Consider the following 25701-nt stretch of genomic DNA (forward strand, 5'->3'; position numbering starts at 1 on the left):
GACTAGACCAGCATGACGATTTTTATAGTGCCTTTACCGCTGCATACGTCCTGCTTTCAGCGTCCTGAGCGACGCGAATTACAGCTTTCGGCCTGACAAAACGCCGCGCCTGCAAAATATTCGCCTGACAAGTCCGACCTTTGCGGTAGCGTCGCCAGGTTTTTGATTGGCGGGGTCACACCTAGTAGTACTCTTTTGCCCCTCATCCTTACCTGAATGGACAGAAATTCAGCAATCGGCCTGTTTTTGATATCGGCCTTGCTCATCATCTACCTTTTCTTCGCGCCCAAGCCCAAACCGGAACCGGCCGCTGAAAAGCCCAAGACAACTGCCGCCACGGCTGCTACTGCTTCCGCCCCGCTCGATTCAGCAGCAGCAACTCAGGCTCTGGGCTCGTTTGGGTCAGCGGCGGTGGGTACGGCCCAAACCACGCAGCTTAAAAACGAGAACATCACCGTCACGTTTTCCTCAAAGGGTGGCCGCGTGGAGGCTGTTCGTCTGAACAACTACAAAACGTTCTCCGGGAAGCCACTAGACCTTTTTACGGCTCAGAGTGCCCAACTCGATACTCGTTTCCGCACGAACGACGGCCGCCAGGTAAAGTTGTCGGACCTCTACTTCCGGGCCGAGCCCCAAGGTACCACTACGCTACGTTACGTAGCAGATGTAGCTGGCGGGCAAATTGAGCAGCTGTACACGCTGGCGGCAGGCAGCTACGAGCTAGCATACAACCTGCGCTTTAACAACCTCTCGGCTTCGGTGACCCAAGAACCACTCACGCTCTCCTTCGTGGACAACGTGCGCCAGACGGAGCAGGACCGCAAGCAGAACCGCAATCATACTCTCATTAACCGCTACCTGGTTTCGGGCGACCACACTGCCCTGGGTGAAGCCTCGGAGAAGCCCGAAGAAGTTAAGGTGGCGGAGCCCTTGAAATGGATAGCTCACAAGCACGACTTCTTCGTGGCTGGTATTGTAGCTGAAAACCAGTTTCAGTCGGGCCAGCTGAACGCCACGGTAGACCTGGAGGATACTACCTACATCAAAACGCTGAGCTCTACGCTAGCTATTCCGGCTGCTGATGTGCAGCAAAGCAAAGCCAACTTCCGCTTTTACTTTGGTCCTAACTCCTTCAACACGCTGAAGGCTGTAGCACCCGATTTCGACCGGAACGTGTACCTAGGCTGGGGCTTATTCCGCTGGGTAAACCGCTTTGTGGTGCTGCCCGTGTTCCACTTCCTGGAGCAATACATTAGTTCCTACGGTATCATCATTGCCCTGCTGGTAGTGCTGATCAAGCTGGTGACGTGGCCCCTGACCTACAAAACGTACGAGTCGCAGGCCAAGATGAGAGTACTGAAGCCGGAAATTGATGCCATCAAGGAGAAGTATCCCGACGACCAGTTGAAGCAGCAGCAGGAGACCATGAAGCTGCACAGCACCATGGGCGTATCGGCGCTGAGTGGGTGCGTACCTACGCTGCTCACAATTCCGATTCTGTTCGCCATGTTCCAGTTCTTTCCCAATGCGATTGAGTTGCGCCAGCAGCCTTTCCTGTGGGCCCACGACCTGAGCACGTACGACGACCTGATCAAGCTCCCCTTCTCGGTGCCGTTCCTGGGTAACCACATCAGCCTTTTCACCCTGCTGATGACCCTCTCGACGCTAGCCATGACTTACCAGAGCAACCAGAACAACCCCGCCGCCATGCAGGGTCCTATGAAGTTCTACAGCTACCTGATGCCGCTGGTGTTCTTCTTCGTTTTGAACAGCTTCTCGGCCGGCCTCACTTGGTACTACTTGATTTCGAACCTGGTAACCTTGGCCCAGCAAGCAATTACGCGCCGCTTCGTAGACGACACCAAGCTGCGGGCTAAGCTGGAAGCTAACAAAATCAAGAACAAGGATAAGAAGCCCTCAGGCTTTGCGGCTCGCCTGCAGGATGCCATGAAGGCTGCCCAAGAAAAGGAAAACCAGTCCCGCCAGGGTGGTCGTCCTACGGCGGCTACGGACGATGACTCGTCGGATGACAGTGGCACGGGAGCCTCGGATGTTTCCCCGAAGCGCCCACGCAAAACGCGTCGTTCGTAGAAGCAGTAGGTCACAAGCTACTGTAACGCTAAACCGCCCCGTCGCTTTGTAAGCGGCGGGGCGGTTTGCATTGGCACCAATTTTGGCTTCACCAGACACACCCTTCCTCTACCTCCTTCCAGTATATGAGCCGCCTATTATCAGCCGTTGTTGTGCTCGTGAGCCTGGGTATTTTACCCGCTTGCACTACTAGCCACCACGTATCTTCTACCAAGCCAGAACAGACTACGCTGGAGCAGCCGAAGACCGAAAAAAACGCATCGGCCGAGCAAATACCCCCCGTTATGGTGTTTGAGCGCACGCCCTGCTACGGTATGTGCCCACACTATACGGCTCGCCTGTACGCCGATGGCCGGGTAGAATACGAAGGTTTCCGCCATGCTCCCGTTGAGGGTAAGCGCACCGCGCAAATTGCGCCCAGCGTGGTGCAAAACTTGCTCCGGCAGGCCGACCTCCTAGGGTTCCAGAAACTGGACAATATGTACTCTAGCGGCGTTACTGACCTACCAACCACGGCGCTTTCCATCCGTTATCCTGATGGAACGACCAAGGCCGTGCGGGCAGAAAGCGGAGCTCCTGTTGAGCTACGAAACTTGTTTGCGACCCTTAACACCGAAATAGAAAAGGCTTTGGGTGTTACGGCTGAACGATAAGTAATACACCTACGTCCCCACGCAGCAGTTCAGTAGTTGAAATGGCCCTTTTGCGTGGGGACACTATAGGTAAGTTAGTTCTTCCGTACCCGCTCTAGCACCAGCTGGTTCATAGGGTTTGGTGTGAGGCCTTGCACATTATTCTGCGTAAGGCGCACTACCTCGTCGTAATAGAGCGGTATAACGGGACTTTCTTCCACAATAATGCGGTCCATCTGCTGATACAGATCGTAACGCTTAGCTACGTCCTGCTCCAGCTTAGCTTGCTCGTAGAGCCGGTCGTAGGCGGCACTTTGGAAATGCGTTTTGTTTGGCCCCGCCGGAGCAAAGTTTTTGCTGTAGAACAGGGCCAAGTAGTTTTCCGCGTCGGGGTAGTCGCCGAGCCAGCTTTTGGTGAAGAAAGCACTGCTGCCATTATCTACCATCTCCTGGTGGGCGGCTGCTTGGTTTACATCAATTTCTACCTGCACGCCCACATCGGCCCAGTTCTTCTGCAAATACTCGCATACCTCCTTGCGCTCAGCTACAGTAGCCAGGCGCAAACGCAAAGGCTTAGCGGCACTGTACCCCGCTTCTTTCAATAGCCGACGGGCTTTCTCCGGCTGGTAGCTATAGCCCGGCACCAATTGCTGGCTGTAAGACGGTAAAGAAGCCGGCACAAACCCTGACAAGCCCGGCACGCCCACATTGTTGAGGAAGTACGCCAGCAAATCTGGCTTGTTGAGAGCATAGTTCAGGGCCTGGCGTACTCGCTTATCCTGCAACGCCCGGCCCGCCGCAGCATTGTCGCCGCGCAGATGGGCGGGGTCTTGCTGCAGGCCGAGGTATTCTGTATTCAAGTAGGGCACTTTCTGCAGGCGAAACTTCCCCCGAAAATCCTCTCGTACGGTACCATCAGGGTACATAATCAGGTCGCGGGAGCCGGCCCGAATACCACTCAGGAAGTCTAGCTTCCCCTGCATAAACGTCAGGAATTCCGTCTTGCGGTCCTGGATAAAACTGATCTGCACTGCGTCCACGTAAGGTAAGCGCTGGCCTTGGGCATCTTTCTTCCAGTACGCAGGGTTGCGATGGTACACAATGGCATTGCCTCATCCCATTCTTTGAAAAGAAAAGGTCCTGTTCCAACGGGATGCTCCCGAAAATCCTTGCCATACTTCTGCACAGCTTCGCGCGGCACTACGTACGCATAGGGCATTGTTAGAATACCCAAGAATGGGATAAACGGCTCTTTAAGGTATACCCGCACGGTGCTGTCGTTCGGCGCTACAAAGCACGTATCGTGTGGCTCGCCCTGGCTGTTTTCCAACACCTTACCCCGAAAAATCCACCCGCCAGGGCTAGCCGTAGCTCCATCTAGCAGGCGCCGAAAGCTGTAAACGAAGTCCTGGGCTACCACGCGCCGCCCCTTCCCTCCCGCAAACACTTCCGAGTCGTGAAAGTACACGTCGGGGCGTAGCGTGAAGGTGTAGGTTTTGCCATCGGTAGAAATAGTGTAGCGCCGGGCAATGGCTGGGCCAGGCTTCAGGCTGTCGTCAAGTTCCACTAGGCCGTTGTACAACTGCGTGGCCGCCCAAATATTTGCTTGCTTATTGGTAAAGGCAGGGTCCAGGGAAGTCAGCGCCTCGGGTTGATTGTAGCGAAACACGCGCCGGGCATCAGTGGTTGGGCCGGCATCGGAACAGGCCGTGAGCAGGGGCAGCAACAGGAAAGCGAAACCGGCAGCACAGCGCGAAAACGGAAACATGGGAACGGCGAAACAGTGTATATTTGCAAAGGTATCCCACATCCGGCGTTTGTTGCACCGGCGCAGTCCTACTGCTTTCTTCCTATGAACCTCACCTACTACGGTCACGCCTCCTTTCTGCTCGAAACCGGCGGCAGCACCCTTCTTTTCGACCCATTTATTCGTCCGAACCCGCTGGCCAAAGATATTGATGTAGACGCCATTCAGGCCGACTATATCCTGCTGAGCCACGGCCACGGCGACCACGTAGCCGACGTGGAGGAAATTGGCAAGCGTACCGGCGCTGAGCTCGTAGGCATGGTAGAAGTCCTGGCTGGTTTGGCCAAAAGGGTCTTAAGACCACATACGCCATGAATCTGGGTGGCACCGTTAAACTGCCCTTTGGTACCATAAAAATGGTAGCAGCTGCGCACTCTAGCTCCTTACCCGATGGTTCCTATGGCGGTCTGGCCGCTGGTTTCGTTATCGAAGCAGAAGGTAAAACTATCTACTTCGCTGGCGACACGGCCCTGACCTACGACATGAAAATTCTGGCGGAGCGTTACACGCTGGACGCGGCTATCCTACCCATTGGCGACCATTTCACCATGGGTATCGACGATGCGCTTGTAGCGGCCGACTGGGCCGGGGCCAGCCGCATCATTGGCATGCATTACGATACCTTCCCGCCCATTTCCATCGACCAGGAAGAAGCACGCAACAAAGCGGCAGCGGCTGGCAAAGAGCTGGTACTGCTGAAAATCGGCGAAACCATTACTATATGAGCTACCAGTTGTCAGGTACTACAGCACAAGCTGATTGGTGCCAACTGACAACAGGCAACTGAAAACTCACAACGAACGAAAATGGGTAAAATCATTGCGGTAGCCAACCAGAAGGGCGGAGTCGGCAAAACCACTTCCTCGATTAACCTAGCGGCCTCCCTGGCCGCGCTGGAATATCGGACCCTGCTCGTGGATGCCGACCCCCAGGCCAACGCTACCTCCGGCGTGGGCTTCGACCCGAAGGATATTCAAACCAGCATTTATGAGTGCATGGTGGATGGCATCAACATTCAGGATATTATCTTGAATACCAACATCCTTCCTCACCTCGACCTCATTCCCTCCCACATCGACCTCGTTGGGGCCGAAGTGGAAATGATCAACTTGCCCAACCGGGAGGAGAAGATGAAGGAGGCCCTGCGCCCCCTCGCCGATCAGTACGACTTTATCATCATCGACTGTTCACCTTCCCTAGGTCTGATAACGGTTAATGCTCTCACGGCTGCTCACTCGGTTATTGTGCCGGTGCAGTGCGAGTACTTTGCCTTGGAAGGCTTAGGCAAGCTGCTGAACACTATCAAAATCATCCAGAGCCGCCTAAACGAGGAACTAGAGATTGAAGGCATCCTACTGACTATGTACGATGTGCGCTTGCGCCTTTCCAACCAAGTAGTTGAGGAAGTGAAGCTGCACTTCCAGCAGCTAGTTTTCGATACCATCATTCCGCGTAACGTAAAGCTGTCGGAGTCGCCGAGCTTTGGCATTCCAGTCATTTTGCACGATGCCGAAAGCAAAGGCAGCATTAGCTACCTGAACTTGGCCCGCGAAATCGTGGAGAAGAATGTGGAAGCTGCTGGCGAGCCAGAGGCTGCAGAAGACGCAGCCTAGTGCTTAGTACAAAGAACTTAAAAACGGCTGGTGGAGTAATTCGCCAGCCGTTTTTTATTGGGACAGGTTGAATTTCAGCGAAAACTGAACTTCCCACAAAATTTCCCGGCCTTCCCCGCCGTTTGTGTATTTTTGAATCCCGCTTTCGTCTGCCATTGGGCGAGGGCTGATTGCAGGTATGTCAGAGAAGAACGAAGAGAAACCTACGCCGGCAGCGGCTCCCGCGGCGGCCAAGCGCAAAATTGGCGGTCTAGGCCGGGGCCTCAATGCCCTGATTGAAGGCAGCTACGAGAAAAAGAGCGAACGGGTGGGCTTGGTGCCGCATCCAGTAAACTCCGTTGGGTTGATTTCGGTCAATCAGATCGAAGCCAACCCTTACCAGCCGCGCACCCACTTCGACCAACAAGCCCTACAGGACTTGGCGGAAAGTATTAAGGTGCAGGGTATTATTCAGCCCGTGACGTTGCGCCAAACGGGCACGAACACCTATCAGTTGATTTCGGGCGAGCGGCGTTTGCAAGCTCCAAGCTGGCCGGTCTCGACTCCATTCCTGCTTACATCCGCAAGGCCGATGACCAGCAAATGCTGGAAATGGCACTCATCGAGAACATTCAGCGTGAGAACCTCAATGCCATTGAAATAGCACTGAGCTATCAGCGCCTCGTGAGCGAATGCAACTTGAAGCAGGAAGAGCTAGGCGACCGGGTTGGCAAAAACCGCTCGACGGTAACGAACTACCTCCGCCTGCTCAAGTTGCCGCCCGATATTCAGATTGGCCTGCGCGACAATGTAATCAGCATGGGTCATGCCCGTGCCCTTGTCAACATTGATGACATTGAGCAGCAGCTTGGATTGTTCCGCCGCATTGTGGATGAGGACCTCTCTGTGCGCCGGGTAGAGCAACTGGTGCGCAACGGCGCTGCCGCCCCTACTGAAACTGAAAAGAAATCTTCACAGCCAGCTACGCCCGTAGTACCTGCCGCTGAACTTCGCCGTACTGAGCGCCACTTGACCGAACGGTTTGGCTCGCGTGTGCTAGTGAAGCCGGGCCCCCAAGGCCGGGGAGAAATCAAAATTGCTTTTGACTCGGTAGAGGACATGCAGCGTATTCTGCACATTCTACAACCTGCTTAACCGCCCGTTTATGTCTGGGGTCCAACGCGTACTAGTTCTTCTGTGCTTGCTGGCGGTACTACCACTGGCCCAGTTAGCCCAGGCGCAAACTGTTGTAACGGCTGGCCCCGACTCCACGCAAGTGCGTCAGACCGCCGTAGCCGACTCCTCACGACGCACAGAAAAGCTGCTTGGCTTTCGGGTTACCCGTCCGCAAAAGGCAGCGTTCTTAGCCCTGGCTATTCCGGGGGCGGGGCAAATCTATAACCACCGCTACTGGAAACTGCCACTCGTGTACGGCGCTTTGGGTGGGGTAGGCTACGGGCTATTTCACTACCAGAGCCGGTACAAGGAATACGTGAAGGGCAAACAGGAATACCGCACTGTTTACGGGCCCGGGCAAGACCCCTACGTGGAGGGCACCCCACTAAGTAAACTTTCTGGCGCAAATGTCTCTCAGGAGATTCGGTCAGAAAATATTGAACGGGGTATCGTGTTCTACCGGCGTTACCGGGATACGTTTATTGCCTACACTGCTTTAGCCTACGGTATAACTATTCTGGATGCTCTCGTAGATGCTCACTTGCGCGATTTTGATATCAGTGAGGATTTGAGTTTGCGCCTCGATCCGGCGGCGCTACCCTCACGTACTGCTGTTCCCGGAGCAGGCCTTGCCGTCAGCCTTTACTGGAGATAACTTGGCACACTGAGTCTCTTGTAGCAGGCAGGACGTCTCTTGCCAACAACAACCCATCGGAGTAGCAGACTCCGAGTTCCTACCTGCTCTTTCTTCAACACCTCCTACTCTTACCTGAATGAAGCTGCTGCTGATTGGCTACGGCAAAATGGGCCGGGCCATCGAGGCCCAGGCCGTGGCGCGTGGTCACCAGATTGCCGGCATCGTGGACCCCTCGCGGCCCGATGTACGCATCTCCGATTTTACTCCTGCTACCGTCGACGCTGCAATTGAGTTTACGCACCCTGATGCGGCCTATCAAAACGTGCAAGCCTGCTTACGCCAGGGTTTGCCAGTAGTATGTGGCTCCACGGGTTGGCTCCACCACTTTGCTGAGGCGCAGGCATTAAGCCAGCAGACAGGCACTCCGCTATTTTACGCCTCTAATTATAGCGTAGGGGTGAACCTGTTTTTCCACTTCAATGAGTATATCGCCGCCAAAATGCATCAGTTCGGCGGCTACGATGTACGAGTACGGGAGATTCATCATACCCAGAAGGTAGACCAGCCCAGCGGCACCGCCATCACCACTGCCGAAGGAATTTTACGTCACTTCCCTAATAAAACCACTTGGCGCAACGAGGCCACGCAAGCACCCGAAGAACTAGCTATTCTTTCTGAGCGCGAGGGTGCTGTGGTTGGCACGCACATCGTCACCTACTCCTCAGCGGCCGATGATATTGAGCTAAAGCACGAAGCACACACCCGCGACGGATTTGTGCAGGGCGCCTTGCTTGCTGCCGAATGGCTCCCCGGCCGCCAGGGGGTATTCGGTATGAAAGACCTCTTGGGACTGTAGCACAGCCCCTTCTGTGATGCCCGCAGTGAAAGCACACTTGCCTTATAGGCACAGTATCCACTGTAGGCATTCCGGAAATCATGAACTAAATACTTCGCTGCTTTCCATCGCATTATTTCGGATATTCCGGCGTTGAAGCTGAAAGAGGCCGGCGTGTGCCGGCTGTCTGTTTTTCTGGCCCTGACTGTTATGGCTGTACAATCACAATCCTGGGAGAAATACCTCGAAAAGAATAAGCCGGCCCCGGCTCCCGACTCGAACTCCCCTGTGCCGAAAAAGCGCAAGAGTGCCTTCCGCGAGTGGGGCGACGCCATTCTGTTCGCTGTAGTGGCTGCAACCCTTATTCGCTGGGCTACTTTCGAAGCGTATACCATTCCAACGCCTTCGATGGAGCACTCTCTATTGGTAGGCGACTATTTGTTTGTGAGCAAGCTGCACTACGGTCCTCGCACCCCACAAACTCCGCTTCAGGTACCGCTTACGCACCAAACCATTTGGGGCACTAATATCAAGAGCTACTCCGAACTTATTCAGCTACCGAGCTACCGGCTACCTGGCTTCTCGTCGGTGAAAAACAACGATGTAGTTGTGTTCAATGTGCCTACTGAGAAGCAGCATCCTGCCGACTTGCGCATGAACTACATCAAGCGCTGCATTGCCATTCCCGGCGATGTACTGAAGATTGTAGAAGGGCAGGTGTACATTAACGATAAGCCGGCCAAGAACTATCCAGAGATGCAAAGCAGCTACTTCATTCGGGTAGCCCAGCCGAATGATGATCTGCTGGATGCTTTCAAGAAGTTTGGCGTCGTCAACTACGATGATCAGGAGAATGGTCAGCCATTTTACTACGGCGGCGGCTACAGTGTGCACATGACTCGCGCGGCCTACAACTTCTTCAAGCAGCAGCCCTACGTGCAGGAAATTGTAGACCTGCGCATGAAGCCAGGCCTGACGGATGCTGTATTCCCCAATAACCCCGACCTGCCTACTACCACCGCCGCAGTAGCTGACCCACCCTTTCCAGGCTGGAACCGCGACAATTACGGTCCGTTGCAGATCCCACAAAAGGGCCAGACGGTGCAGTTGGACGCCAAGAATGTACGCACCTACCAGAAGATCATTCAGCTATACGAGCACAATGAAGGCATTACTATTGCGGAAGATGGCACCATCTCGCAGAATGGCAAGCCTTTAACTAGCTATACCTTCAAACAAAACTACTATTTCATGATGGGCGACAATCGGCACAATTCCGAGGACTCGCGCTACTGGGGCTTCGTACCGGAAGACCACATCGTAGGTAAGGCCGTACTGATTTGGCTGTCCGTAGATCCGCATGCTTCGTTCCTCAATAAGATTCGTTGGAACCGCCTGTTCAACCTAGTAGATTAACCTCCTGGGGAGTCAGTTCCGAACAGAAGAAACTCTATATTTTCTACTGTTCTACTTAATAGATAAACCAAAAGAGCTTGCCCGTGGGCAAGCTCTTTTGGTTTGGTGTGCCAGTACCAGAGTATTGCCTCTACCATTGGATAGGCGCCACACCATGCTTTTCCAGATAGGTGTTCGTCTGGCTAAACGGGCGGGAGCCGAAGAAGCCCCTATCGGCAGCGTAGGGAGACGGATGGGCCGCTTTAAGCACCAGGTGTTTTGTTGCGTCAATGATTTCCCCCTTTTTCTGGGCGTAGGCACCCCACAGGATAAACACAACGTGCTCTTTTTCCTGGGAAATTTTCTGAATCACAGCATCCGTAAACTGCTCCCACCCTTTTTTCTGGTGACTACCCGGGTCACTAGCTCGCACCGTAAGGGTGGCATTGAGTAGGAGTACCCCCTGCTGAGCCCACCGATCAAGGTTGCCATTGGGAGCAGGCGGGGTGCTGGGCAAGTCGCTTTGCAGTTCCTTAAAGATGTTTTGCAAGGAAGGAGGCGTACGTACCCCCTCGGCTACGGAAAAGCTCAAGCCATGGGCTTGCCCTTTACCATGGTAAGGGTCTTGCCCCAAGATGACAACCTTCACGTTGTCGAAGGTACAGGCATCGAAAGCATGAAAAATTTGTGGGCCAGGAGGATACACCGTTGTGGTAGCATATTCTCCCTTAACAAATGCTATCAGGTGTTGGAAATACGGTTTTTCAAACTCATCTTGAAGTACCTTGCGCCAGCTTTCTTCTATCTTTACAGACATAGGGAGAGTATTATTTTTTGGTTTGGGGAGACCTTGGGTGCTCCGGCTGCGTAGATAAACCAAATTCCGCATAAGGGCTGTTAGCTTTCTCCCACCCCGGATTTCAGGAGCCATGAATACGACCACAACACAGGGTGTAACCGTCAGCGTGACCACCAATTACCTGCCCGATTATTCGAGCCCAGGTCAGGAACACTACGTGTTTGCCTACAAAATTGATATTCGCAACGACAGCGAGTTCACTGTAAAGCTGCTCCGCCGCCACTGGTACATCTACGATGCCAACGGCATGGTACGGGAAGTGGAAGGCGAAGGTGTAGTAGGCCAGCAACCTATTTTAGAGCCTGGTGAATCGCATCAGTACGTTTCCGGCTGCAACCTGAAGTCGGGGCTAGGCAAAATGCGCGGTACCTACCAAATGGAACGCCTAATGGACGGTAGCGAATTTGCAGTTGAGATTCCCGAGTTTACGCTTGTGGTGCCCTACCGCTTAAACTAATTTGCGCAGCCGCAAGGCTGAATGGTACACCGGCGGGCTGTTCAACTAGTGGGTTGAACGGCCCGCCGTTTTTCTTTTCTTTAGCTGGCGAGCATCCATTGTTCATTCATAACTCCCCTCCTTTTGCTCTTTCAGGTCCTCAGCTATTTCCGTTTCCTACTTCGCTCCGGCAATGCCCATGGGCTGCACTCTCCCTTTGTATTCGGCTCTACACTCACCTCATCAATCATACTGGCCACTTTGCGGCGTACGATGCCGTAGAGACACGCCGAGGCCAGCTACTCATTGACCCTACTGCCATAACGGTGCGCGACTTCGGTGCGGGCTCTCGCACAGGCGCAGGCCGTACGCGCCGGCTCCAAGATATTGTGCGCACGGCGGCTAAGCCCCCCAAACTAGGGCAGCTACTATTCCGGTTGGTGAATCATTTGCAGCCGCAGACGGTCGTGGAACTGGGCACTTCGCTGGGCATTACAACTGCGTACTTAGCCAAGGCTTCTTCCCGCGCTCATGTCATTACGTTTGAGGGCTGCCCGCAGACAGCAGAAGTGGCCAGAGAAACCTTTACTCGCCTGAACTTACCGAACGTGGAACTGGTAGAAGGCAATCTAGATGATACGTTGGCTCCTACCCTAGCTAGCCTCTCAATGCCGGTAGATTTTGCTTTCTTCGATGGCAACCACCGTTATGAGCCGACCATGCGCTACTTCGAGTTGCTTAACCAGCATCGGACGGAGCACACCGTATTTGTGCTGGATGACATCCATTGGTCGGCAGAAATGGAAAAAGCCTGGGCAGCAGTCAAGCAGCATCCTGACGTAGTATTGACTATTGACCTGTTCTATATTGGCCTAGTGTTTTTCCGCTCTAGTCAACCAAAACAGCATTTCATCCTGCGTTTTGATCATGCAGTTGATAAGCTGCTAGAACGTACGCGGCGGCTTTCTGCCTAGCCAGAAGCTGATCCGTAAACAATTATACTAATATAAGTAGCAAACAAACTACTCCGATACTATTATATTTGGCACACGTACGGTTGTCACCCCGCCAACACGGCTGCCTAAAAACAGCGAAGCCCGTGTTACGAGCACGGGCTTCAGGATAAGAAGGGTGTTTAGGCCACCCTCAAATCCAGTGTTATGAGACAGGGTCGTACAAATCTGGATGGACTTCGATTCGAATGTTCCATTCAGGTGACCACTACCTTCATTGTAAGGTTAGTGGCCGCTTTAGGCGGAATAGGCGGTTTATACCTGCTATTCACTCCCTAGCGGTAACGGTAGCAGGGCGCACATGTGTCCTGCTACTTTCGTTTCAACGAGACAAATATAGTGGATGTTTTGGCAAACCCTTGTCCCTGAATGGAGGCTGCCGGCAAAGACAAAATACTAATTTTTACTTACCGCACCGCTTCCCGAACGCGGGTAAGTTTAATCAGTAGCTCCTCCAACCGATCCAGCGCTAACATATTGGCTCCGTCTGATTTAGCTGTAGCTGGTGTAGGGTGCGTTTCAATGAATAACCCATCGGCACCAACAGCAATGGCAGCTTTCGCAATCGTCTCAATGAGTTGAGGCTTGCCTCCCGTAACGCCGCTGCTCTGGTTAGGCTGCTGCAAGGAATGCGTTACGTCCATTACTACGGGTACCCCAAACTCGCGCATCACGGGCAGGTTGCGGAAATCCACTACCAAATCGGAATAGCCAAAAGAATTACCTCGGTCGGTGAGGATAACGTTTTCGTTGCCAGACTGACGCACTTTGTCTACCGCAAACTGCATCGACTCCCCGGACAGGAATTGGCCTTTCTTCACGTTTACTACTTTGCCGGTTTTGGCAGCGGCAATAAGCAAATCCGTTTGTCGGCACAGAAACGCCGGAATTTGAAGCACGTCCACGTACTCGGCGGCTAGGGCTGCTTCCTCCGACTCGTGAATGTCGGTGACGGTGGGTACACCAACCTCTCGGCCTACTTTCTGCAGGATACGCAGTGCTTTCTCGTCGCCAATGCCGGTGTAAGAATCGAGGCGGGAACGGTTGGCTTTGCGGTAGGAACCCTTAAAGATGTAAGGAATTTGAAGTTTGTCGGTGAGTTGGCGCACTTGTTCAGCAATGCGCAAAGCCATATCTTCCCCTTCGATAACACACGGACCGGCCATCAGGAAAAACTGACCTGAGTTGGTATTGCGAAAGTGGGGCAGAACGTTAGCGAGGGCTTCAATCATGGTATAAAAAGATGCAGCACACAGGGTAAGTGTGCTTTGTGAGGCAAAATGAACAGCAGTATCTAGCATTTAGGGCTAGCGCCGTATGCAAAGCTAGAGTTTCGCTTACTTCTTACGCAGGCAAATAAATAACTCCCGCCCACTACGGGGAGGAAGTGAGTTAGTAGCCGTTTCAAAATGAACGAAGTCGAAGTAGGGAGCAAAGTACTCATGGTATTCCTCCCGGGAGCCGCCAAAAGGTGGGCCAGGCTGACTGAATGTGGTATCAAACAGCACGCCCATAAGTGTACCGCCAGGCCGGAGCAATTGGGCAGCCTGGCGGGCGTAGGCGGGCCGCAACTCCGGCTTGAGAGCACAAAAGAAAGTTTGTTCGACCAATAGGTCATAGGGCGTATCTGGAGCTAGCGCGAAAAAGTCCTGCTGTAGCAAGTGCGCTTCGGGGAAGCTAGGCGCTCGTCGGTGCAGGTCGGCCAAGGGAGCAGCTGCCACATCGACCACAACTACATGAGACCAGCTTGAGTATGCAGATACTCAGCTTCATACGCTCGTCCGGCTCCTGGAATAAGAATCCGGCGAGCATCGGGCGGCCCTAGTTGCACGAAATAATCTAGCAGTGGGGGCGTTATCGCACCAGTATCCCAGGCGGTCTGGCTGGCGGCGTAGCGCTGTTCCCAGTAGGCAGCGTTCAGGGAAGAATCCGGGAGCATATGACGGCAGGATTGTACCTTCGGACTTGCCTGGGTACAGAACTCCATTATTTTTGCCCTAAAGGTACTACCTCTGCCCGGACTGCCTGGGCCCCACTAAAACCCCGCCTTACATGGAACAAGACCACAGCCCCGAACCAAAGAACAACAACCGCGTCCTGCTGATTGTAGCGCTGATTCTGGTCCTGCTGGGCATTAATGGCCTGTTGTTTTACATGAATCAGCAGAAGTCGAAGCAGAATGAAGAGCTCCAGGCTGACGTGCTCACCAAGGACACTAAGCTCGAAGAGCAGATTAAGCAATACGAGGCCCTGAAGGCCGATTTTGAGCGCCAGAGCCAAGAAGTGCAGGGCATGGGCCTAGCCAACGACTCACTGGAAGCGCGCATTGCCCAGATCAATGCCGACTTGCTAAAACTACGCTCTTTTAAGGCCGGTAGCTTCAGCATTGCTGAGCAACGCCGCTTTAAGCAGCGCGCTTCCAACTTCGAGAACCAGCTCAAGAAAAAGGACGAAGAAATTGCGCAGCTAAAAGCCGACAACGAAGCCCTTTACACGGAGACTACTACCCTGAAAGAGCGTCAAAACAAGCTGACGGACACCATTTCGACAGTAGTTCGCTCCAACCAAGAGTTGACTGAGAAAGTCAACATTGCTTCTCGTTTGCAAGCCGAAAATATTCGAGTAGGCGTAGTAAACAGCCGCAACAAAGAGAAAGACGACGACGACAACGAATTCAAAGCCAAGCGCGTCGAGAAAATCAAGGTTACCTTCAACCTAGCTCGCAACGACGTAGCCCCGAAGGAAACCAAGCAAATTATGATGCGCCTGATCGAGCCCGACGGCGCAGCTCTCTACAACCTGAGCACGGGCGGCGGCACGTTCACCATCGACGGTGCAGAGGCCTTCTATACGGCTAAGCAAGACATCGTGTACGACAACACCCGCCAGCCAGTACAGTTCCTGTACGCTAAAGGAGCTGCTTACAAGACGGGCCTGCACACCGTAGAACTGTACTCGGGTGGAGTGATGATTGGCAAAACCACCTTTACTCTGAAATAGTAAGCGTAAGGCACTTAGCCCAGCTTTTTCAGCACCGCATACAACAACGCTTGCCATCTGGCAAGCCGTTGTTGTATGCGGTGCTGAACGTGGTCCTTAAAGTTTCGATTCGTACTCGTCTAGCTTTTTGAGGGTGTCTTTGATATTCTCGGTGAAGAGAACTACCACTGAACCAGGCTTAGCTGTCGTCAGAACGTGGTCAATGGCATCCATCTCGTTTTCGATGTAGGTGATGGGTAGTTCCGGAGCATCAAGCCGCAACCCCTGGGTCATGATTTCCTTTAACTCTTCCGCGGTTTTACCGCGCAGGTCCCGGTCTTGACGCAGTACCACCTCGTCGAAGATGCGACCTGCTACCCGCGAGAAGCCTAATGTATCCTCATCGCGCCGGTCGCCCAGGCCCGAGACTACGCCAACTTTGTGCGTAGCTTCAGTAGCATTAAGGAACTCCGCAAACTTCTCGATGCCGTGGGTATTGTGCGCATAATCCACGATTACCTCGAACGTCGGAAACTTGTAGACGTTCATTCGGCCCGGAGTTTTGGTAGCCGATGGCACAAAAGTCCGAAGTGCTTGCTTAATGTCGTCTTTATCAAACCCGTAGCAGTAGCAAGCCAGAGCTGCGGCCAAGGAGTTTTCGATATTGAAGGTAGCCCGGCCGCCAAACGTAATAGGAAACTCCGACGCCCGATCAATCCGAAGCTTATAGCTGTTTTTGTAGATAGTAATGTACCTTCTTCGTACACGGCAGCTAGCCCACCCTGTTCGGCATGTTCCCGAATCCGGGGGCTGTGCTCGTCCATGCTGAATAGCGCAACTCGGCACTCCAGCTTTTCTCGCATGGCGTACACGAGGTCGTCATCGGCATTGAGAACTGCCCAGCCATTCTTGCGCACTGTACGTGGCAACACGCCCTTTACAGCGGCCATTTCCTCTACCGTATAGATGTCGCGCATGCCGAGGTGGTCGGCCGCCACGTTGGTTACTACGGCCACATCGCAGGTATGAAATCCTAGGCCGGAGCGCAACATACCTCCCCGAGCCGTTTCAAGGACTGCGAAGTTCACCGTAGGATCTTTGAGCACAAATTCGGCACTCTGGCCGCCGGTGCAGTCTCCACTTTGGAGCTGTACCCCTTGGATGTAGATGCCACTCGTGGTAGTATGCCCTACCTTGTAGCCTTTCGATGCCACGATATGCGACAACAACTGCGTGGTCGTCGTTTTACCGTTGGTGCCGGTGACGGCGAAGATGGGAATGCGGGCAGTGCTGCCCTGAGGAAACAGCATGTCTACTACCGGCGCGGCTACATTGCGAGGCAAACCATCGGTAGGCGAGATGTGCATGCGGAAACCGGGCGCTGCGTTTACCTCGATTACGGCACCGCGGGTTTCATTCAGAGGGATGGCAATGTCCGAGGTTAGCACGTCGATGCCACAAATGTCCAGTCCCACAATGCCGGATACACGCTCGGCTAGCAGCAAATTGTAGGGATGCACTAGGTCTGTCACGTCGGTGGCAGTACCGCCCGTGCTGATATTGGCCGTACTCTTCAGGTATAACGTCTGGCCTTCCGGTAGCACCGACTCTAACGTCAGTTCTTGGTTACGAAGAATATCAAGCGTGTGCTGATCGGCTTTAATGCTGGTCAGTACTTTCTCGTGCCCTACCCCACGGCGCGGGTCGGTATTCACTTCGTCTATCAACTCCTGAATGGTACGCTTCCCATCACCTTTCACGGCAGCAGGGGTCCGTTTTGCGGCGGCAATCAGCTTACCGTTGACCACCAGCAGTCGGTAATCATCGCCCTGGATGTACTGCTCCACAATCACGGCGCGCGAGTATACCTGCGCGGCCTTGAGGCCCTCGACGGCATCCTCCCAGTTCATGATGCGGATGGTAGCGCCTTTACCGTGGTTGCCATCCAATGGCTTCGTCACGATAGGGAAGCCCAAGTCTTCTACCGCATCCCGTAGGCCCGCCTCCGAATAAACAGTGGTACCATATGGCACGGGAACTCCCGCGTCCTTGAGCATTGCCTTGGTGCGGTTCTTATTGCCAGCTACCTCTACTCCTGCATGCGAGGTGTAACTAGTTGTGGTAGCCCAAATGCGCTTCTGATTTACTCCGTAGCCCAGTTGAATGATGCTGCTATTCTTCAGCTGGATGTACGGGATGTTGCGCGAAGCCGCCTCCGATACAATGCTCCACGTACTCGGGCCGAAAAACTCTTCCTCCCGAATCTCGTGCAGTTCGTCGATAATGGGCTTGAGCTGAATCTCACGCCCGTGACACAAGTCGTCTACCAATTGCACGGCAGCCTCCGCAGCGGCTCGACCGGCCCGCTCTTCCTGGTAACTAAACACCACAAACTCTACCCCATCCTGATGTGCAGGGTGTGACTTGCCCCAATACACGGGCATTCCTGCCGTACGCTGCAAGGCTAAGGCTACGTGCTGAATTACATGGCCTAGTGGTTCGCCGTCGGCCAACTGTTCTCGCGTAAGCGGCGGGTGCTTGTGAATTGTCTTGCTGTTTTCAGCCGGTGGGGTTTGTTCTAGTTCAGGGAGTAGCTCCGGTAATTGCGCGGCCAAGCTTGGCATTGCGTTCGACCATGTGTCGGCCAAGTCTTGCAAGTCTACTTTCAGGACAATCAACTTGTGATGCCGAACAGACCAGTAGCTGGGGCCGCGCATGGTGCGGAGGTCAATAATCTTCATAAACGCAGGGAGGAAAGAGTAGAAACGTGAGTGCTTGTACGCGGAATCGAAATCTAGGGATTATGCTATTAGAAACCCATAGCGCACTTTTATACTCGCCAAACTGCTACCGGTTCCTACAGGGAAGCAATTAAATCAGGAGCTGTTGTGCTAGCTGAGAAACCGTGCTCCTAAACGCAAAAACCCCAGTCGGGGCTAGTCGACCGGGGCACATTGCGTACTCAGAAAACAGGAACACAAGGCAATGGGCATTGCCTTAACCATCACTCAAAGGTAAACAAATATCCGGTAGCCTTGCTGCTTATTCACCGATGGCAGTGGGCTCCTAGCAAAACAAAACCTCCACCGAAAGACGCACTTTCAATGGAGGTTTACAAGAGGTGACGAGCGGATTCGAACCGCTGTAGGAGGTTTTGCAGACCTCTACCTAGCCACTCGGTCACGTCACCAGGCTTTGAGGATGCAAACTTACACCGAAATCTATCTTATGCCAAGATACCACGCACTTTTTCCATTGGATTCGCGGTAAGTGCTTGGCAGAGTGAAAGAAAATATGTGTCACCGAGTTGCTATAGCACTTCCGCGGTTACTTAATTTGCTTCCTGCCAACAAAAAAGGCCCTGGTTTGCACCAGGACCTTCTTCGTTAGAAGAACTAGGAAGCTTAGGCTTTCTCTTCGTCTTTCTGGTCAGCGTCGTCGTTAGACAGAGCGTGCTTCACGGTGTCTACTACGTCACCAGCTACTTCCGAAACTTTGTCGAAAGCGGCCGAGGCAGCGCCGGTTACAGCAGCCAGGATACCACCTTCAGCGGCAGTTTCGTCAGCAGGAGCGGCCTTGCCAGCTAGCTTCTGCTCGCCAGCCTGACGCTCGTTACCCATCATCTTGTCGCGCAGAGCCGACAGAGCGTCCAGGTCACCGAGGGTCGACTTCTCAGCAGTTTGCGGCTTTTTCAAGTCGCTCAGCTTGCCTTCGCCCTGAGGAGCAGCGGCACCAGTCGTAGGCTTCTTCTTAGCGAACTTCGACGTACGGCTGTCGTCTTCCGCCTGCTGGTTGTAAGCAGCCGTGTGCGACAGTACAATACGACGGTCGTCCTTCGAGAATTCTACTACGCGGAAGTCGAGCGTTTCGCCGTTTTCAGCGTTGCTGCCGTCTTCCTTCACCAGCGACTTCGGATATGCGAAGCCTTCGATGCCGTATGGCAGTTCGAGAACTGCGCCACGGTCGTTTTTCTCCGTGATGGTAGCCTTATGCACCGAGCCGGGAGTGAACACCGTCTGGAACGTATCCCAGGGGTTTTCTTCCAGCTGCTTGTGGCCCAGGGCCAGACGACGGTTAGCAACGTCCAGCTCCAGAACTACTACGTCCAGACGGTCGCCTACCTTCACTACTTCGGAAGGATGCTTGATCTTCTTGGTCCACGACAGGTCAGAAACGTGCACGAGGCCATCTACACCTTCTTCCAGTTCTACGAACAGGCCGAAGTTGGTTAGGTTGCGCACCAGACCGTTGTGGTTGGTACCTACAGCGTACTTCGTAGCGAAGTCGCCGCGAGTCCATGGGTCTTCGGTCAGCTGCTTAATACCCAGGCTCATCTTACGGTCTTCGCGGTCGAGGGTCAGGATCTGAGCCTCTACTACGTCACCTTGCTTGATGAAGTCCTGTGGGTTACGCAGGTGCTGGCTCCACGACATTTCTGAAACGTGGATCAGGCCTTCTACACCAGGGATGATTTCCATGAACGCGCCGTAATCGGCAACGTTTACGATGCGACCTTTCACTTTCGAGCCTACGCCCATGTCGGCGGGCAGCGAATCCCATGGGTGGGGAGTCAGCTGCTTCAGGCCGAGGCTGATACGCTTCTTGGCTTCGTCGAAGTCCAGAACTACGATGTTCAGCTTCTGATCGAGCTGCAGTACTTCGCTCGGGTGAGCGATGCGGCCCCACGAGATGTCGGTGATGTGCAGCAGACCGTCTACGCCACCGAGGTCGATGAACACACCGAAGTTGGTCATGTTCTTGATAACGCCCTCGAGGATCTGGCCTTTCTCCAGGTTGTTGAGGATGGCTTCGCGCTGCTTCTCGAGGTCTTTCTCGATGAGGACTTTGTGCGAAACTACCACGTTGTCGAAAGCGGCGTTGATTTTCACCACTTTCACTTCCATGCGACGGCCAACATAAATGTCGAAGTCACGGATGGGCTTCACGTCAATTTGCGAGCCGGGCAGGAAGGCTTCTACGCCGTCCAGATCCATGATCAAACCACCTTTGGTACGGCGCTTTACCACGCCTTCCAGAACGGTGTCGTTCTCCAGAGCGTCGTAAATAGCTTTCCAAGCCTGCTTGATCTTCGCCTTCTTACGCGACAGGATCAGCTGACCATTCTGGTCTTCCTGGTCCTCAATGAACACCTCCACCTCGTCGCCAACTTTCAGCTCGGGTAAGTCGCGGAATTCGGAGAGGGGCACCAAACCATCAGACTTGAAGCCGATGTTCAGGATTACGTCGCGGTCAGTGATGCCCACAACGGTGCCTTTGATTACTTCTTCTTCCTGAACAGTGGTCAGCGTATCGCTGTACATCTGCTCCATTTCAGCGCGCTGCTCAGCGGTGTAGTTACCACCGAAAGCATTTGCCGAAACGTTGTCCCAGTCGAAGTTGTCTACTACTTCTGCCATGATATTAGCAATGGCCCTCGTGTACACGTCCGGCGCAGGGCCCGCCTCCGGAACGCGTTTTTACTTGATACACAGAGCGAAACCTCTGGCCCACCACCCTGGCGGGGCGGCAAAGATACGGAGTTTGGAGCAGAGTAAATACTCCTGTTTGTCTCTATATCATTCAGCTAGCTAGTATTGTCACGACTTCCTCCGCAACAGAACTATTTCGTTAGGATAAGCAGAGTGGAACTTAAGGGTACAACTATCCCCTCTAGAAAATCCTAGAGGAGGATTTGGAACCGTAACTCGGTAATTCAGGCCTGTAAGGCTACAGACTACATGGGCATTACTGCTATTGCCATCTGTGACATAGCCTGTTACTTGACGACCACTTTTGATTGTGTGGCTACGCTATACCTCTTTGCAAAATTCTTATCCTGCGAAAAACAGAATCACTACCGTAACTACTACTCTACCCTTATGCTTATTTAAGCAAGCTAGACTCTTATCTAAGCCTTTCCTGCTTTTTGACTTACTCATAATTTATGACCAATCTATTCGCTATTGGTCATACTGATTTATGGCAAAAAGGAAGCCTTACATCTCTGTAAGGCTTTCTTTTCTAATTTAGCTAATAAGGATGATTATGCCCGGCCCAGCTCGCGTAGGTGGGCTACGTGCGAAGCTACGGCATAGCGCATCTTGGGGTATTCGTTGTATTCCACGCCGAACTCCTCACACATCTGACGGATGATTTTATTCAGGGCTGGGTAGTGTACGTGAGAAATGTTAGGGAACAAATGGTGCTCCACTTGAAAATTGAGGCCACCTACCAACCAACTGATGAGTTTGCTATCGGTAGCAAAGTTGGCAGTCGTCTTGATCTGGTGGATGGCCCACTCGTCCTCAATCTTGCGGGTGGTTTCGTGGGGCACCACGAAGCTGGTGTGCTCTACGGTGTGGGCCAATTGGAACACGATGCTCAGGGTAAAACCCGCTACTGCCATAAACACGAGGAACCCAACCAACCAGCTGACAAAGCCTACTGTGTAAATTGGTAGTGCCACAAACAAACCAAGGTGGAGCGCTTTGAAACCCCAGAATACACCTTGGTCAGACGCTGTCATTTTCTTGATGGGCATCTCCCCAATCTTTCCGCGGAAGTACTTCTGGTAGTCCATGTAGAAAATCCAGGCGATGAAGAGCAACGCATAGAAGAACCAGAAGTATAGGTGCTGGAAGCGGTGCAGCTTGCGCCGAGGCTGGTCGGGGCTGAGACGCAGCCAAGGCTGAGCGTCCAAGTCATCATCCACGCCTTCCACGTTGGTGTACATGTGGTGGATGAGGTTATGCTTCATGTTCCACATAAAGGAGTTGCCGCCCATCACATTCAGCGTGAAAGCCGCAAACTGATTGATCCACTTAGATTTACTAAAGGATCCGTGGGCACCATCGTGCATGACGTTGAAGCCAATAGCTGCGCCAATGAAGCCTAGTAAGGCGCACTCCGCTACTCCCAGCCAGGCTGAGGGAGTCCAGAACACAAGGTGGAGGTACACAGCCACGAAAGCCGCGGTGAGCAGACAAGCTTTAAAGAGCAAGCTCTTGCCGCCAGTTGTCGACTTGCCGGCTTCTTGAAAGTAGGCGTTGGTGCGGCGCTTCAACTCCTGATGAAAGGAGCGCGAAGCCGCGAATTTGGGTGCTAGCATAAAGGGTGGTGGTAGGAAAAACCGCGGTAAAGGTACCGCTTCTTGCGCCGTGGCCCATTTTCTTGGCTCGAAAGAGCGGGATTTTGCACGCTTCCCTGTGTCCCTACCAAGCTAATCCGTTCAGCAAAGGTTTCATTTGCGCACCACCTCTCCTCCCCCTACTGGTACACTTGGCTGAAGCAGAGGCCTTAGCGCAGTAAAAGGCACGAATATTCGGATTTCGCCTTGGGCGTAGGAAGCTATTCCATAGGGCCCATACACAAACACAGCACCCCCACTGGTCAGGTACACATTGTGGGTGACAGGTAAGGAGTTGGTAAACAACGCTTGAGACAATGGCTCGGCAGCAGTAAGACCTAGAGCTGGGCGAGCGTATTTCCCAAGCACCTTTTCGAGTTGAAGCTCTGAACCTGGCCGGAAGATATCGGCAAAGCGCAGGGCACGGCCGGTGCGGGTGTCGTAGCTACACACCGACGTGGCGTAATTGCCGTGAGCACCACCCGAGTAGCTATAGTTGAAGAATCCTACACTTAACAGATTATCGGCATTCCACAGAACGTAGGTGCTCGTTTCTGCTTCATAGTTGAGGGTAGCAGCAGGCCGGTAGCTGGCAGTGTCAGCTGCTGCTGCCAGCAAGGGGGTAACGTCCTCCTGGTAGTCTTTGAAAAAGGAGGATCGTTGTTGCTCCCATAGGGCCGCCAGGGCTGGCGCGGGCTTCGCGTCGGTAGTGTCGCCGCGCAGTCCGCGTACTACCGCAGCCGTGAGCTGTGGTGTAGCGGGGCCGCTCGTTGGGAGCAGAGCCAGCAGCCGGATACGACCAAAAAGGGAATCCTGGGGATGGGCTGGCCGCGCAGCAACTGAATCAACAAACGAATGAGCAACCAGGGAAACACTAGCCGGTGGCTGCACAAGCCGCAACACCAACGGTTGATTGCCTAAGGTGCCTACCAAGTTGTTGCCTTGACGACGCAGAAGCCACCGAGGACCCACAGAGCCCTCCCCTACCTTACCTGGACTTGTATCATGCAGTAAAAGGCTATCGGGAGTACTAGCACTTTGATTGCCCATCACTTCCCAGGCTGCCCATCTGCGCCGGCATAAAAGCCTGCTAATCGGGCGGTGTATTCGCCGGGTTTATTGGGAAAGCGCTGTAGGTGTAGGGTTACGCTATCGGTAGTGCCGGGCAACAGCGTGCGGTACTGGCGATACCACGCGCCAGCATTCGAGGTAGAGGCTTCCGAAGTAGCACTTTTGGGAGCAACCGTAGATGCAGTAGCGGCTGGCTTGTCGGTACCGGAGTTGCAGGCGGCTAGTAGCAGGATTAAGCTGCCCAACAGAGGGCCTTGCACGGATGTAAGGGTGGAGCGGAGGTAACTCATCAGGCCAAAAGTAAGAGGTTTCTTCACCGCTGCTGGGCAACGTACAACATATTGGCATTAGCTCATCTGTGCACACCTGTCCGCGTAGAATATCACTGCTTTTAAGCACTACTGGATTTCCCTACTCACCTCCTCATACAACCTCATCATGAGCTATATCAAAGCAGGTACCGATGTTAACGGCAACGACGTAAAGCTGCACTATATTGACCAAGGTCAAGGTAGCCCCATTGTTCTTATTCACGGCTGGCCCGCTACCTATGAAATGTGGGAGTACCAACTTGCTGAACTCCCTAAACATGGCCATCGGGTTATTGCATACACTCGGCGCGGCTTCGGTAATTCATCCAAAACTTGGGAGGGCAACGATTACGACACGCTTGCTGACGACTTAAACGCGGTGCTGGAAACGCTAGACCTGCAAGATGTAACGCTGGTAGGCTTTTCCATGGGTGGCGGCGAGGTAGCACGTTATATGAGCCGCTACAACGGAGCCCGCGTAAGCAAGGTAGCTTTCGTATCAGCCGTGACGCCTTTCCTGCTCAAAACCGACGACAACCCCGACGGTGCCGATAAATCAGTGTTCGACGATATGGTAGATGGCATCCGGAAAGACCGGTTTGACTTCCTCCAGTCATTTGGCAAGAAGTTCTTCGGGGTGGGCGTAATCAGCCACCCTGTCAGCCAGGCCACGCTAGATTGGATGCAGTCTATCTGCCAATTGGCCTCGCCCCGCGCCACGGAACAGTGCGTGTACGCCTTCGCCGCTACCGACTTCCGCCAGGACCTAGCAACCCTCAAAGTACCTACGCTAGTTATTCATGGTAGCAGCGACGATACCGTACCCGCCAAAGTGAGCGGCGAGCGGATGACGCAATATGTATCGCACGCTCAGTTTGTAGAATACAGCGGTGCACCCCACGGGTTGTTCGTAACGGAAAAAGAGCGCCTCAACCGCGACATTCTGGCCTTTGCAGCTGGCGGCACGGTAGAAGGAACCGCCGACCGTTACTAGCGCAGTATGCTTCCGCATGCCCTATAAAAAAGGCCCCGCGTATCGTACGCGGGGCCTTTTTTGTGCCATGAATACGCACAAAAAAACCGGTTTGCCCGAGGGCAACCGGTTTTAGTGTAGGTATGCGTGCCAGTTTTCGTCGAGAGTGCCAGCGCTTAGCTTCAAGAAACCCGAAAGCGTAGGCTTTTTAGGTTGTTGGCGAATGGTAAGGCCAGCTTCTTGCGGGGTGCGGTGCCCTTTGGCGTGGTTGCACCGGGAGCAAGCGGTAAGCAAGTTACTCCAACTGGAGTCGCCTCCCCTGCTCCTGGGCAGCACGTGGTCGAGCGTTAAGTTTTTCGTCGAACCACAGTACTGGCACTCAAAATGGTCACGCTTCATGATGTTATGCCGGCTTAGGGCGATGCTTTATAAGGCACGCGCACATAGCGCTGCAACCGGATGATGCTAGGCTTTGGAAAAGCCTTGCTCACACTGCGCAACACGCCATCCGACTTGGCAATCAGTTCGGCTTTCTCTAAAAACAGCAGCACAAAAGCTTTCTGCACGCTACACAGGGTAATAGCGGTGTAGTCGCCGTTCAACACAAGCACTTTTTGGTCCATACACGCTAAGAAAAAGGAATCTGGTCTGCCAGAAAGCTAGATGATTCTTAGCGTATTAACAACAGGCGTCGCGTTTAGATTCAGTTAGAATGCAAGACGTATAGGGGTGAACTTGGTGCTGCTAGCAGCGCCCGGTCAGCCTCCT

27 protein-coding genes, 1 tRNA gene and 1 pseudogene are annotated in these 25701 nt (G+C 53.5%); 14 read left to right on the forward strand and 15 right to left on the reverse strand.

What is annotated here, in order from left to right; all coding sequences use genetic code 11:
• The first annotated feature begins 216 nt into the window (after positions 1-216).
• Both yidC and VI25_RS07115 read left to right on the forward strand, forming a co-directional pair.
• Positions 217-2091: a membrane protein insertase YidC gene (yidC, locus tag VI25_RS07110; protein WP_072144769.1), complete on the forward strand. Its 1875-nt coding sequence runs from the start codon at positions 217-219 to the stop codon at positions 2089-2091.
• Positions 2092-2216: 125 nt separating this feature from the next.
• Positions 2217-2744, forward strand: a complete 528-nt coding sequence (locus tag VI25_RS07115; RefSeq protein ID WP_045690011.1) for a DUF6438 domain-containing protein — start codon at positions 2217-2219, stop codon at positions 2742-2744.
• Between the two features lie 74 nt (positions 2745-2818).
• On the opposite strand, the gene VI25_RS27675 is transcribed toward VI25_RS07115, so the two are convergent.
• Together VI25_RS27675 and VI25_RS27680 are read right to left on the reverse strand one after the other, a co-directional pair.
• Positions 2819-3823: an ABC transporter substrate-binding protein gene (locus VI25_RS27675; RefSeq protein ID WP_262489929.1), complete on the reverse strand. Its 1005-nt coding sequence runs from the start codon at positions 3821-3823 to the stop codon at positions 2819-2821.
• Positions 3712-4491: an ABC transporter substrate-binding protein gene (locus VI25_RS27680; RefSeq protein WP_262489930.1), complete on the reverse strand. Its 780-nt coding sequence runs from the start codon at positions 4489-4491 to the stop codon at positions 3712-3714. Before VI25_RS27680 ends, VI25_RS27675 begins: the two co-directional genes overlap by 112 nt.
• 84 nt (positions 4492-4575) lie before the next feature.
• Between VI25_RS27680 and VI25_RS28350 the strand changes: the two genes are divergently transcribed.
• The 8 genes and pseudogenes from VI25_RS28350 to lepB all read left to right on the forward strand — a co-directional run bounded on the left by VI25_RS28350 (position 4576) and on the right by lepB (position 10186).
• Positions 4576-4845 (forward strand): MBL fold metallo-hydrolase, encoded by a 270-nt coding sequence (locus VI25_RS28350; RefSeq protein ID WP_316934274.1) that lies wholly within the window; start codon positions 4576-4578, stop codon positions 4843-4845.
• Positions 4842-5255: an MBL fold metallo-hydrolase gene (locus VI25_RS28355; protein ID WP_316934275.1), complete on the forward strand. Its 414-nt coding sequence runs from the start codon at positions 4842-4844 to the stop codon at positions 5253-5255. The genes VI25_RS28350 and VI25_RS28355 overlap by 4 nt, the downstream gene beginning before the upstream one ends.
• 81 nt (positions 5256-5336) lie before the next feature.
• The gene (locus VI25_RS07130) at positions 5337-6143 is read left to right on the forward strand and encodes a ParA family protein (protein WP_045690381.1); all 807 of its coding nucleotides are present in this window, start codon (positions 5337-5339) and stop codon (positions 6141-6143) included.
• Between the two features lie 178 nt (positions 6144-6321).
• A pseudogene (locus tag VI25_RS26605) lies at positions 6322-6938 on the forward strand (ParB/RepB/Spo0J family partition protein); the annotation flags it as partial.
• Positions 6939-6941: 3 nt separating this feature from the next.
• Positions 6942-7277, forward strand: coding sequence for a hypothetical protein (locus VI25_RS26610; RefSeq protein ID WP_236704942.1), 336 nt, complete (start codon positions 6942-6944; stop codon positions 7275-7277).
• Between the two features lie 10 nt (positions 7278-7287).
• A complete protein-coding gene (locus tag VI25_RS07140; protein ID WP_152981532.1) occupies positions 7288-7953 on the forward strand; it encodes a DUF5683 domain-containing protein in 666 nt (221 codons plus the stop codon).
• Between the two features lie 118 nt (positions 7954-8071).
• Positions 8072-8791, forward strand: a complete 720-nt coding sequence (dapB, locus tag VI25_RS07145) for a 4-hydroxy-tetrahydrodipicolinate reductase (protein WP_045690380.1) — start codon at positions 8072-8074, stop codon at positions 8789-8791.
• Between the two features lie 189 nt (positions 8792-8980).
• Positions 8981-10186, forward strand: a complete 1206-nt coding sequence (gene lepB / locus VI25_RS07150) for a signal peptidase I (RefSeq protein ID WP_082455436.1) — start codon at positions 8981-8983, stop codon at positions 10184-10186.
• A 130-nt stretch (positions 10187-10316) separates the two neighbouring features.
• Here the strand turns inward: lepB and VI25_RS07155 are convergent, their stop codons facing one another.
• Positions 10317-10982, reverse strand: a complete 666-nt coding sequence (locus VI25_RS07155) for a uracil-DNA glycosylase (protein ID WP_045690379.1) — start codon at positions 10980-10982, stop codon at positions 10317-10319.
• A 112-nt stretch (positions 10983-11094) separates the two neighbouring features.
• Between VI25_RS07155 and apaG the strand changes: the two genes are divergently transcribed.
• The gene (apaG, locus tag VI25_RS07160) at positions 11095-11481 is read left to right on the forward strand and encodes a Co2+/Mg2+ efflux protein ApaG (protein WP_045690378.1); all 387 of its coding nucleotides are present in this window, start codon (positions 11095-11097) and stop codon (positions 11479-11481) included.
• A 98-nt stretch (positions 11482-11579) separates the two neighbouring features.
• Positions 11580-12434 carry a class I SAM-dependent methyltransferase gene (locus tag VI25_RS07165; protein WP_316934276.1) on the forward strand — a complete coding sequence of 285 codons (855 nt, stop codon included), beginning with the start codon at positions 11580-11582 and terminating at the stop codon, positions 12432-12434.
• Positions 12435-12880: 446 nt separating this feature from the next.
• Here VI25_RS07165 and kdsA read toward each other — a convergent pair whose 3' ends face one another.
• The 3 genes from kdsA to VI25_RS27690 form a co-directional block, all read right to left on the reverse strand.
• The gene (gene kdsA / locus VI25_RS07170; protein WP_045690377.1) at positions 12881-13705 is read right to left on the reverse strand and encodes a 3-deoxy-8-phosphooctulonate synthase; all 825 of its coding nucleotides are present in this window, start codon (positions 13703-13705) and stop codon (positions 12881-12883) included.
• A gap of 105 nt (positions 13706-13810) precedes the next feature.
• Positions 13811-14194: a TPMT family class I SAM-dependent methyltransferase gene (locus VI25_RS27685; RefSeq protein WP_262489931.1), complete on the reverse strand. Its 384-nt coding sequence runs from the start codon at positions 14192-14194 to the stop codon at positions 13811-13813.
• Between the two features lie 11 nt (positions 14195-14205).
• Positions 14206-14412, reverse strand: a complete 207-nt coding sequence (locus VI25_RS27690; protein ID WP_262489932.1) for a TPMT family class I SAM-dependent methyltransferase — start codon at positions 14410-14412, stop codon at positions 14206-14208.
• Between the two features lie 113 nt (positions 14413-14525).
• On the opposite strand from VI25_RS27690, the gene VI25_RS07180 reads away from it, so the two are divergent.
• On the forward strand, positions 14526-15473 hold the full coding sequence (locus tag VI25_RS07180; RefSeq protein ID WP_045690376.1) for a hypothetical protein: 948 nt from the start codon (positions 14526-14528) through the stop codon (positions 15471-15473).
• A gap of 96 nt (positions 15474-15569) precedes the next feature.
• Here the strand turns inward: VI25_RS07180 and VI25_RS26615 are convergent, their stop codons facing one another.
• The 7 genes from VI25_RS26615 to VI25_RS07210 form a co-directional block, all read right to left on the reverse strand.
• Positions 15570-16001 carry a glutamate ligase domain-containing protein gene (locus VI25_RS26615; RefSeq protein ID WP_236704937.1) on the reverse strand — a complete coding sequence of 144 codons (432 nt, stop codon included), beginning with the start codon at positions 15999-16001 and terminating at the stop codon, positions 15570-15572.
• Positions 15998-18193, reverse strand: coding sequence for a cyanophycin synthetase (gene cphA / locus VI25_RS07185; protein ID WP_236704938.1), 2196 nt, complete (start codon positions 18191-18193; stop codon positions 15998-16000). Before cphA ends, VI25_RS26615 begins: the two co-directional genes overlap by 4 nt.
• A gap of 378 nt (positions 18194-18571) precedes the next feature.
• Positions 18572-18642: transfer RNA gene (locus VI25_RS07190), tRNA-Cys, on the reverse strand.
• A 214-nt stretch (positions 18643-18856) separates the two neighbouring features.
• Complete coding sequence (gene rpsA / locus VI25_RS07195; RefSeq protein ID WP_236704939.1) at positions 18857-20869, reverse strand: 30S ribosomal protein S1; 2013 nt, start codon at positions 20867-20869, stop codon at positions 18857-18859.
• A 626-nt stretch (positions 20870-21495) separates the two neighbouring features.
• On the reverse strand, positions 21496-22560 hold the full coding sequence (locus VI25_RS07200; RefSeq protein WP_045688515.1) for a fatty acid desaturase family protein: 1065 nt from the start codon (positions 22558-22560) through the stop codon (positions 21496-21498).
• A gap of 132 nt (positions 22561-22692) precedes the next feature.
• Positions 22693-23550 (reverse strand): DUF3298 and DUF4163 domain-containing protein, encoded by an 858-nt coding sequence (locus tag VI25_RS07205; protein ID WP_161806888.1) that lies wholly within the window; start codon positions 23548-23550, stop codon positions 22693-22695.
• Between the two features lie 77 nt (positions 23551-23627).
• Positions 23628-23939 (reverse strand): hypothetical protein, encoded by a 312-nt coding sequence (locus tag VI25_RS07210; protein WP_055562390.1) that lies wholly within the window; start codon positions 23937-23939, stop codon positions 23628-23630.
• A gap of 148 nt (positions 23940-24087) precedes the next feature.
• Here VI25_RS07210 and VI25_RS07215 point away from each other — a divergent pair, with 148 nt between their 5' ends.
• Entirely contained in the window at positions 24088-24954 is an 867-nt protein-coding gene (locus tag VI25_RS07215) for an alpha/beta fold hydrolase (RefSeq protein ID WP_045688517.1), read from the forward strand.
• A gap of 111 nt (positions 24955-25065) precedes the next feature.
• Here VI25_RS07215 and VI25_RS28360 read toward each other — a convergent pair whose 3' ends face one another.
• Both VI25_RS28360 and VI25_RS28365 read right to left on the reverse strand, forming a co-directional pair.
• Positions 25066-25332 carry an HNH endonuclease gene (locus tag VI25_RS28360; protein ID WP_316934277.1) on the reverse strand — a complete coding sequence of 89 codons (267 nt, stop codon included), beginning with the start codon at positions 25330-25332 and terminating at the stop codon, positions 25066-25068.
• A gap of 14 nt (positions 25333-25346) precedes the next feature.
• Positions 25347-25556, reverse strand: coding sequence for a hypothetical protein (locus tag VI25_RS28365; protein ID WP_316934278.1), 210 nt, complete (start codon positions 25554-25556; stop codon positions 25347-25349).
• Positions 25557-25701: the final 145 nt, after the last annotated feature.

Source organism: Hymenobacter sp. AT01-02, assembly GCF_000961955.2.
Lineage (GTDB): Bacteria > Bacteroidota > Bacteroidia > Cytophagales > Hymenobacteraceae > Hymenobacter > Hymenobacter mucosus.

Coding starts and splice junctions, on each gene's coding strand:
- VI25_RS07210 (WP_055562390.1), bottom strand. CDS start 23,939: ATGAGTTACCTCCGCTCCACCCTTACATCCGTGCAAGGCCCTCTGTTG.
- apaG (WP_045690378.1), top strand. CDS start 11,095: ATGAATACGACCACAACACAGGGTGTAACCGTCAGCGTGACCACCAAT.
- yidC (WP_072144769.1), top strand. CDS start 217: ATGGACAGAAATTCAGCAATCGGCCTGTTTTTGATATCGGCCTTGCTC.
- dapB (WP_045690380.1), top strand. CDS start 8,072: ATGAAGCTGCTGCTGATTGGCTACGGCAAAATGGGCCGGGCCATCGAG.
- cphA (WP_236704938.1), bottom strand. CDS start 18,193: ATGAAGATTATTGACCTCCGCACCATGCGCGGCCCCAGCTACTGGTCT.
- VI25_RS07140 (WP_152981532.1), top strand. CDS start 7,288: ATGTCTGGGGTCCAACGCGTACTAGTTCTTCTGTGCTTGCTGGCGGTA.
- VI25_RS07200 (WP_045688515.1), bottom strand. CDS start 22,560: ATGCTAGCACCCAAATTCGCGGCTTCGCGCTCCTTTCATCAGGAGTTG.
- VI25_RS07215 (WP_045688517.1), top strand. CDS start 24,088: ATGAGCTATATCAAAGCAGGTACCGATGTTAACGGCAACGACGTAAAG.
- VI25_RS07180 (WP_045690376.1), top strand. CDS start 14,526: ATGGAACAAGACCACAGCCCCGAACCAAAGAACAACAACCGCGTCCTG.
- VI25_RS07130 (WP_045690381.1), top strand. CDS start 5,337: ATGGGTAAAATCATTGCGGTAGCCAACCAGAAGGGCGGAGTCGGCAAA.
- VI25_RS07155 (WP_045690379.1), bottom strand. CDS start 10,982: ATGTCTGTAAAGATAGAAGAAAGCTGGCGCAAGGTACTTCAAGATGAG.
- VI25_RS28360 (WP_316934277.1), bottom strand. CDS start 25,332: ATGAAGCGTGACCATTTTGAGTGCCAGTACTGTGGTTCGACGAAAAAC.
- VI25_RS07115 (WP_045690011.1), top strand. CDS start 2,217: ATGAGCCGCCTATTATCAGCCGTTGTTGTGCTCGTGAGCCTGGGTATT.
- VI25_RS28365 (WP_316934278.1), bottom strand. CDS start 25,556: ATGGACCAAAAAGTGCTTGTGTTGAACGGCGACTACACCGCTATTACC.
- VI25_RS28350 (WP_316934274.1), top strand. CDS start 4,576: ATGAACCTCACCTACTACGGTCACGCCTCCTTTCTGCTCGAAACCGGC.
- VI25_RS27690 (WP_262489932.1), bottom strand. CDS start 14,412: ATGCTCCCGGATTCTTCCCTGAACGCTGCCTACTGGGAACAGCGCTAC.
- VI25_RS26615 (WP_236704937.1), bottom strand. CDS start 16,001: ATGAACGTCTACAAGTTTCCGACGTTCGAGGTAATCGTGGATTATGCG.
- VI25_RS26610 (WP_236704942.1), top strand. CDS start 6,942: ATGGGTCATGCCCGTGCCCTTGTCAACATTGATGACATTGAGCAGCAG.
- VI25_RS28355 (WP_316934275.1), top strand. CDS start 4,842: ATGAATCTGGGTGGCACCGTTAAACTGCCCTTTGGTACCATAAAAATG.
- VI25_RS27680 (WP_262489930.1), bottom strand. CDS start 4,491: ATGTTTCCGTTTTCGCGCTGTGCTGCCGGTTTCGCTTTCCTGTTGCTG.
- rpsA (WP_236704939.1), bottom strand. CDS start 20,869: ATGGCAGAAGTAGTAGACAACTTCGACTGGGACAACGTTTCGGCAAAT.
- kdsA (WP_045690377.1), bottom strand. CDS start 13,705: ATGATTGAAGCCCTCGCTAACGTTCTGCCCCACTTTCGCAATACCAAC.
- lepB (WP_082455436.1), top strand. CDS start 8,981: ATGGCTGTACAATCACAATCCTGGGAGAAATACCTCGAAAAGAATAAG.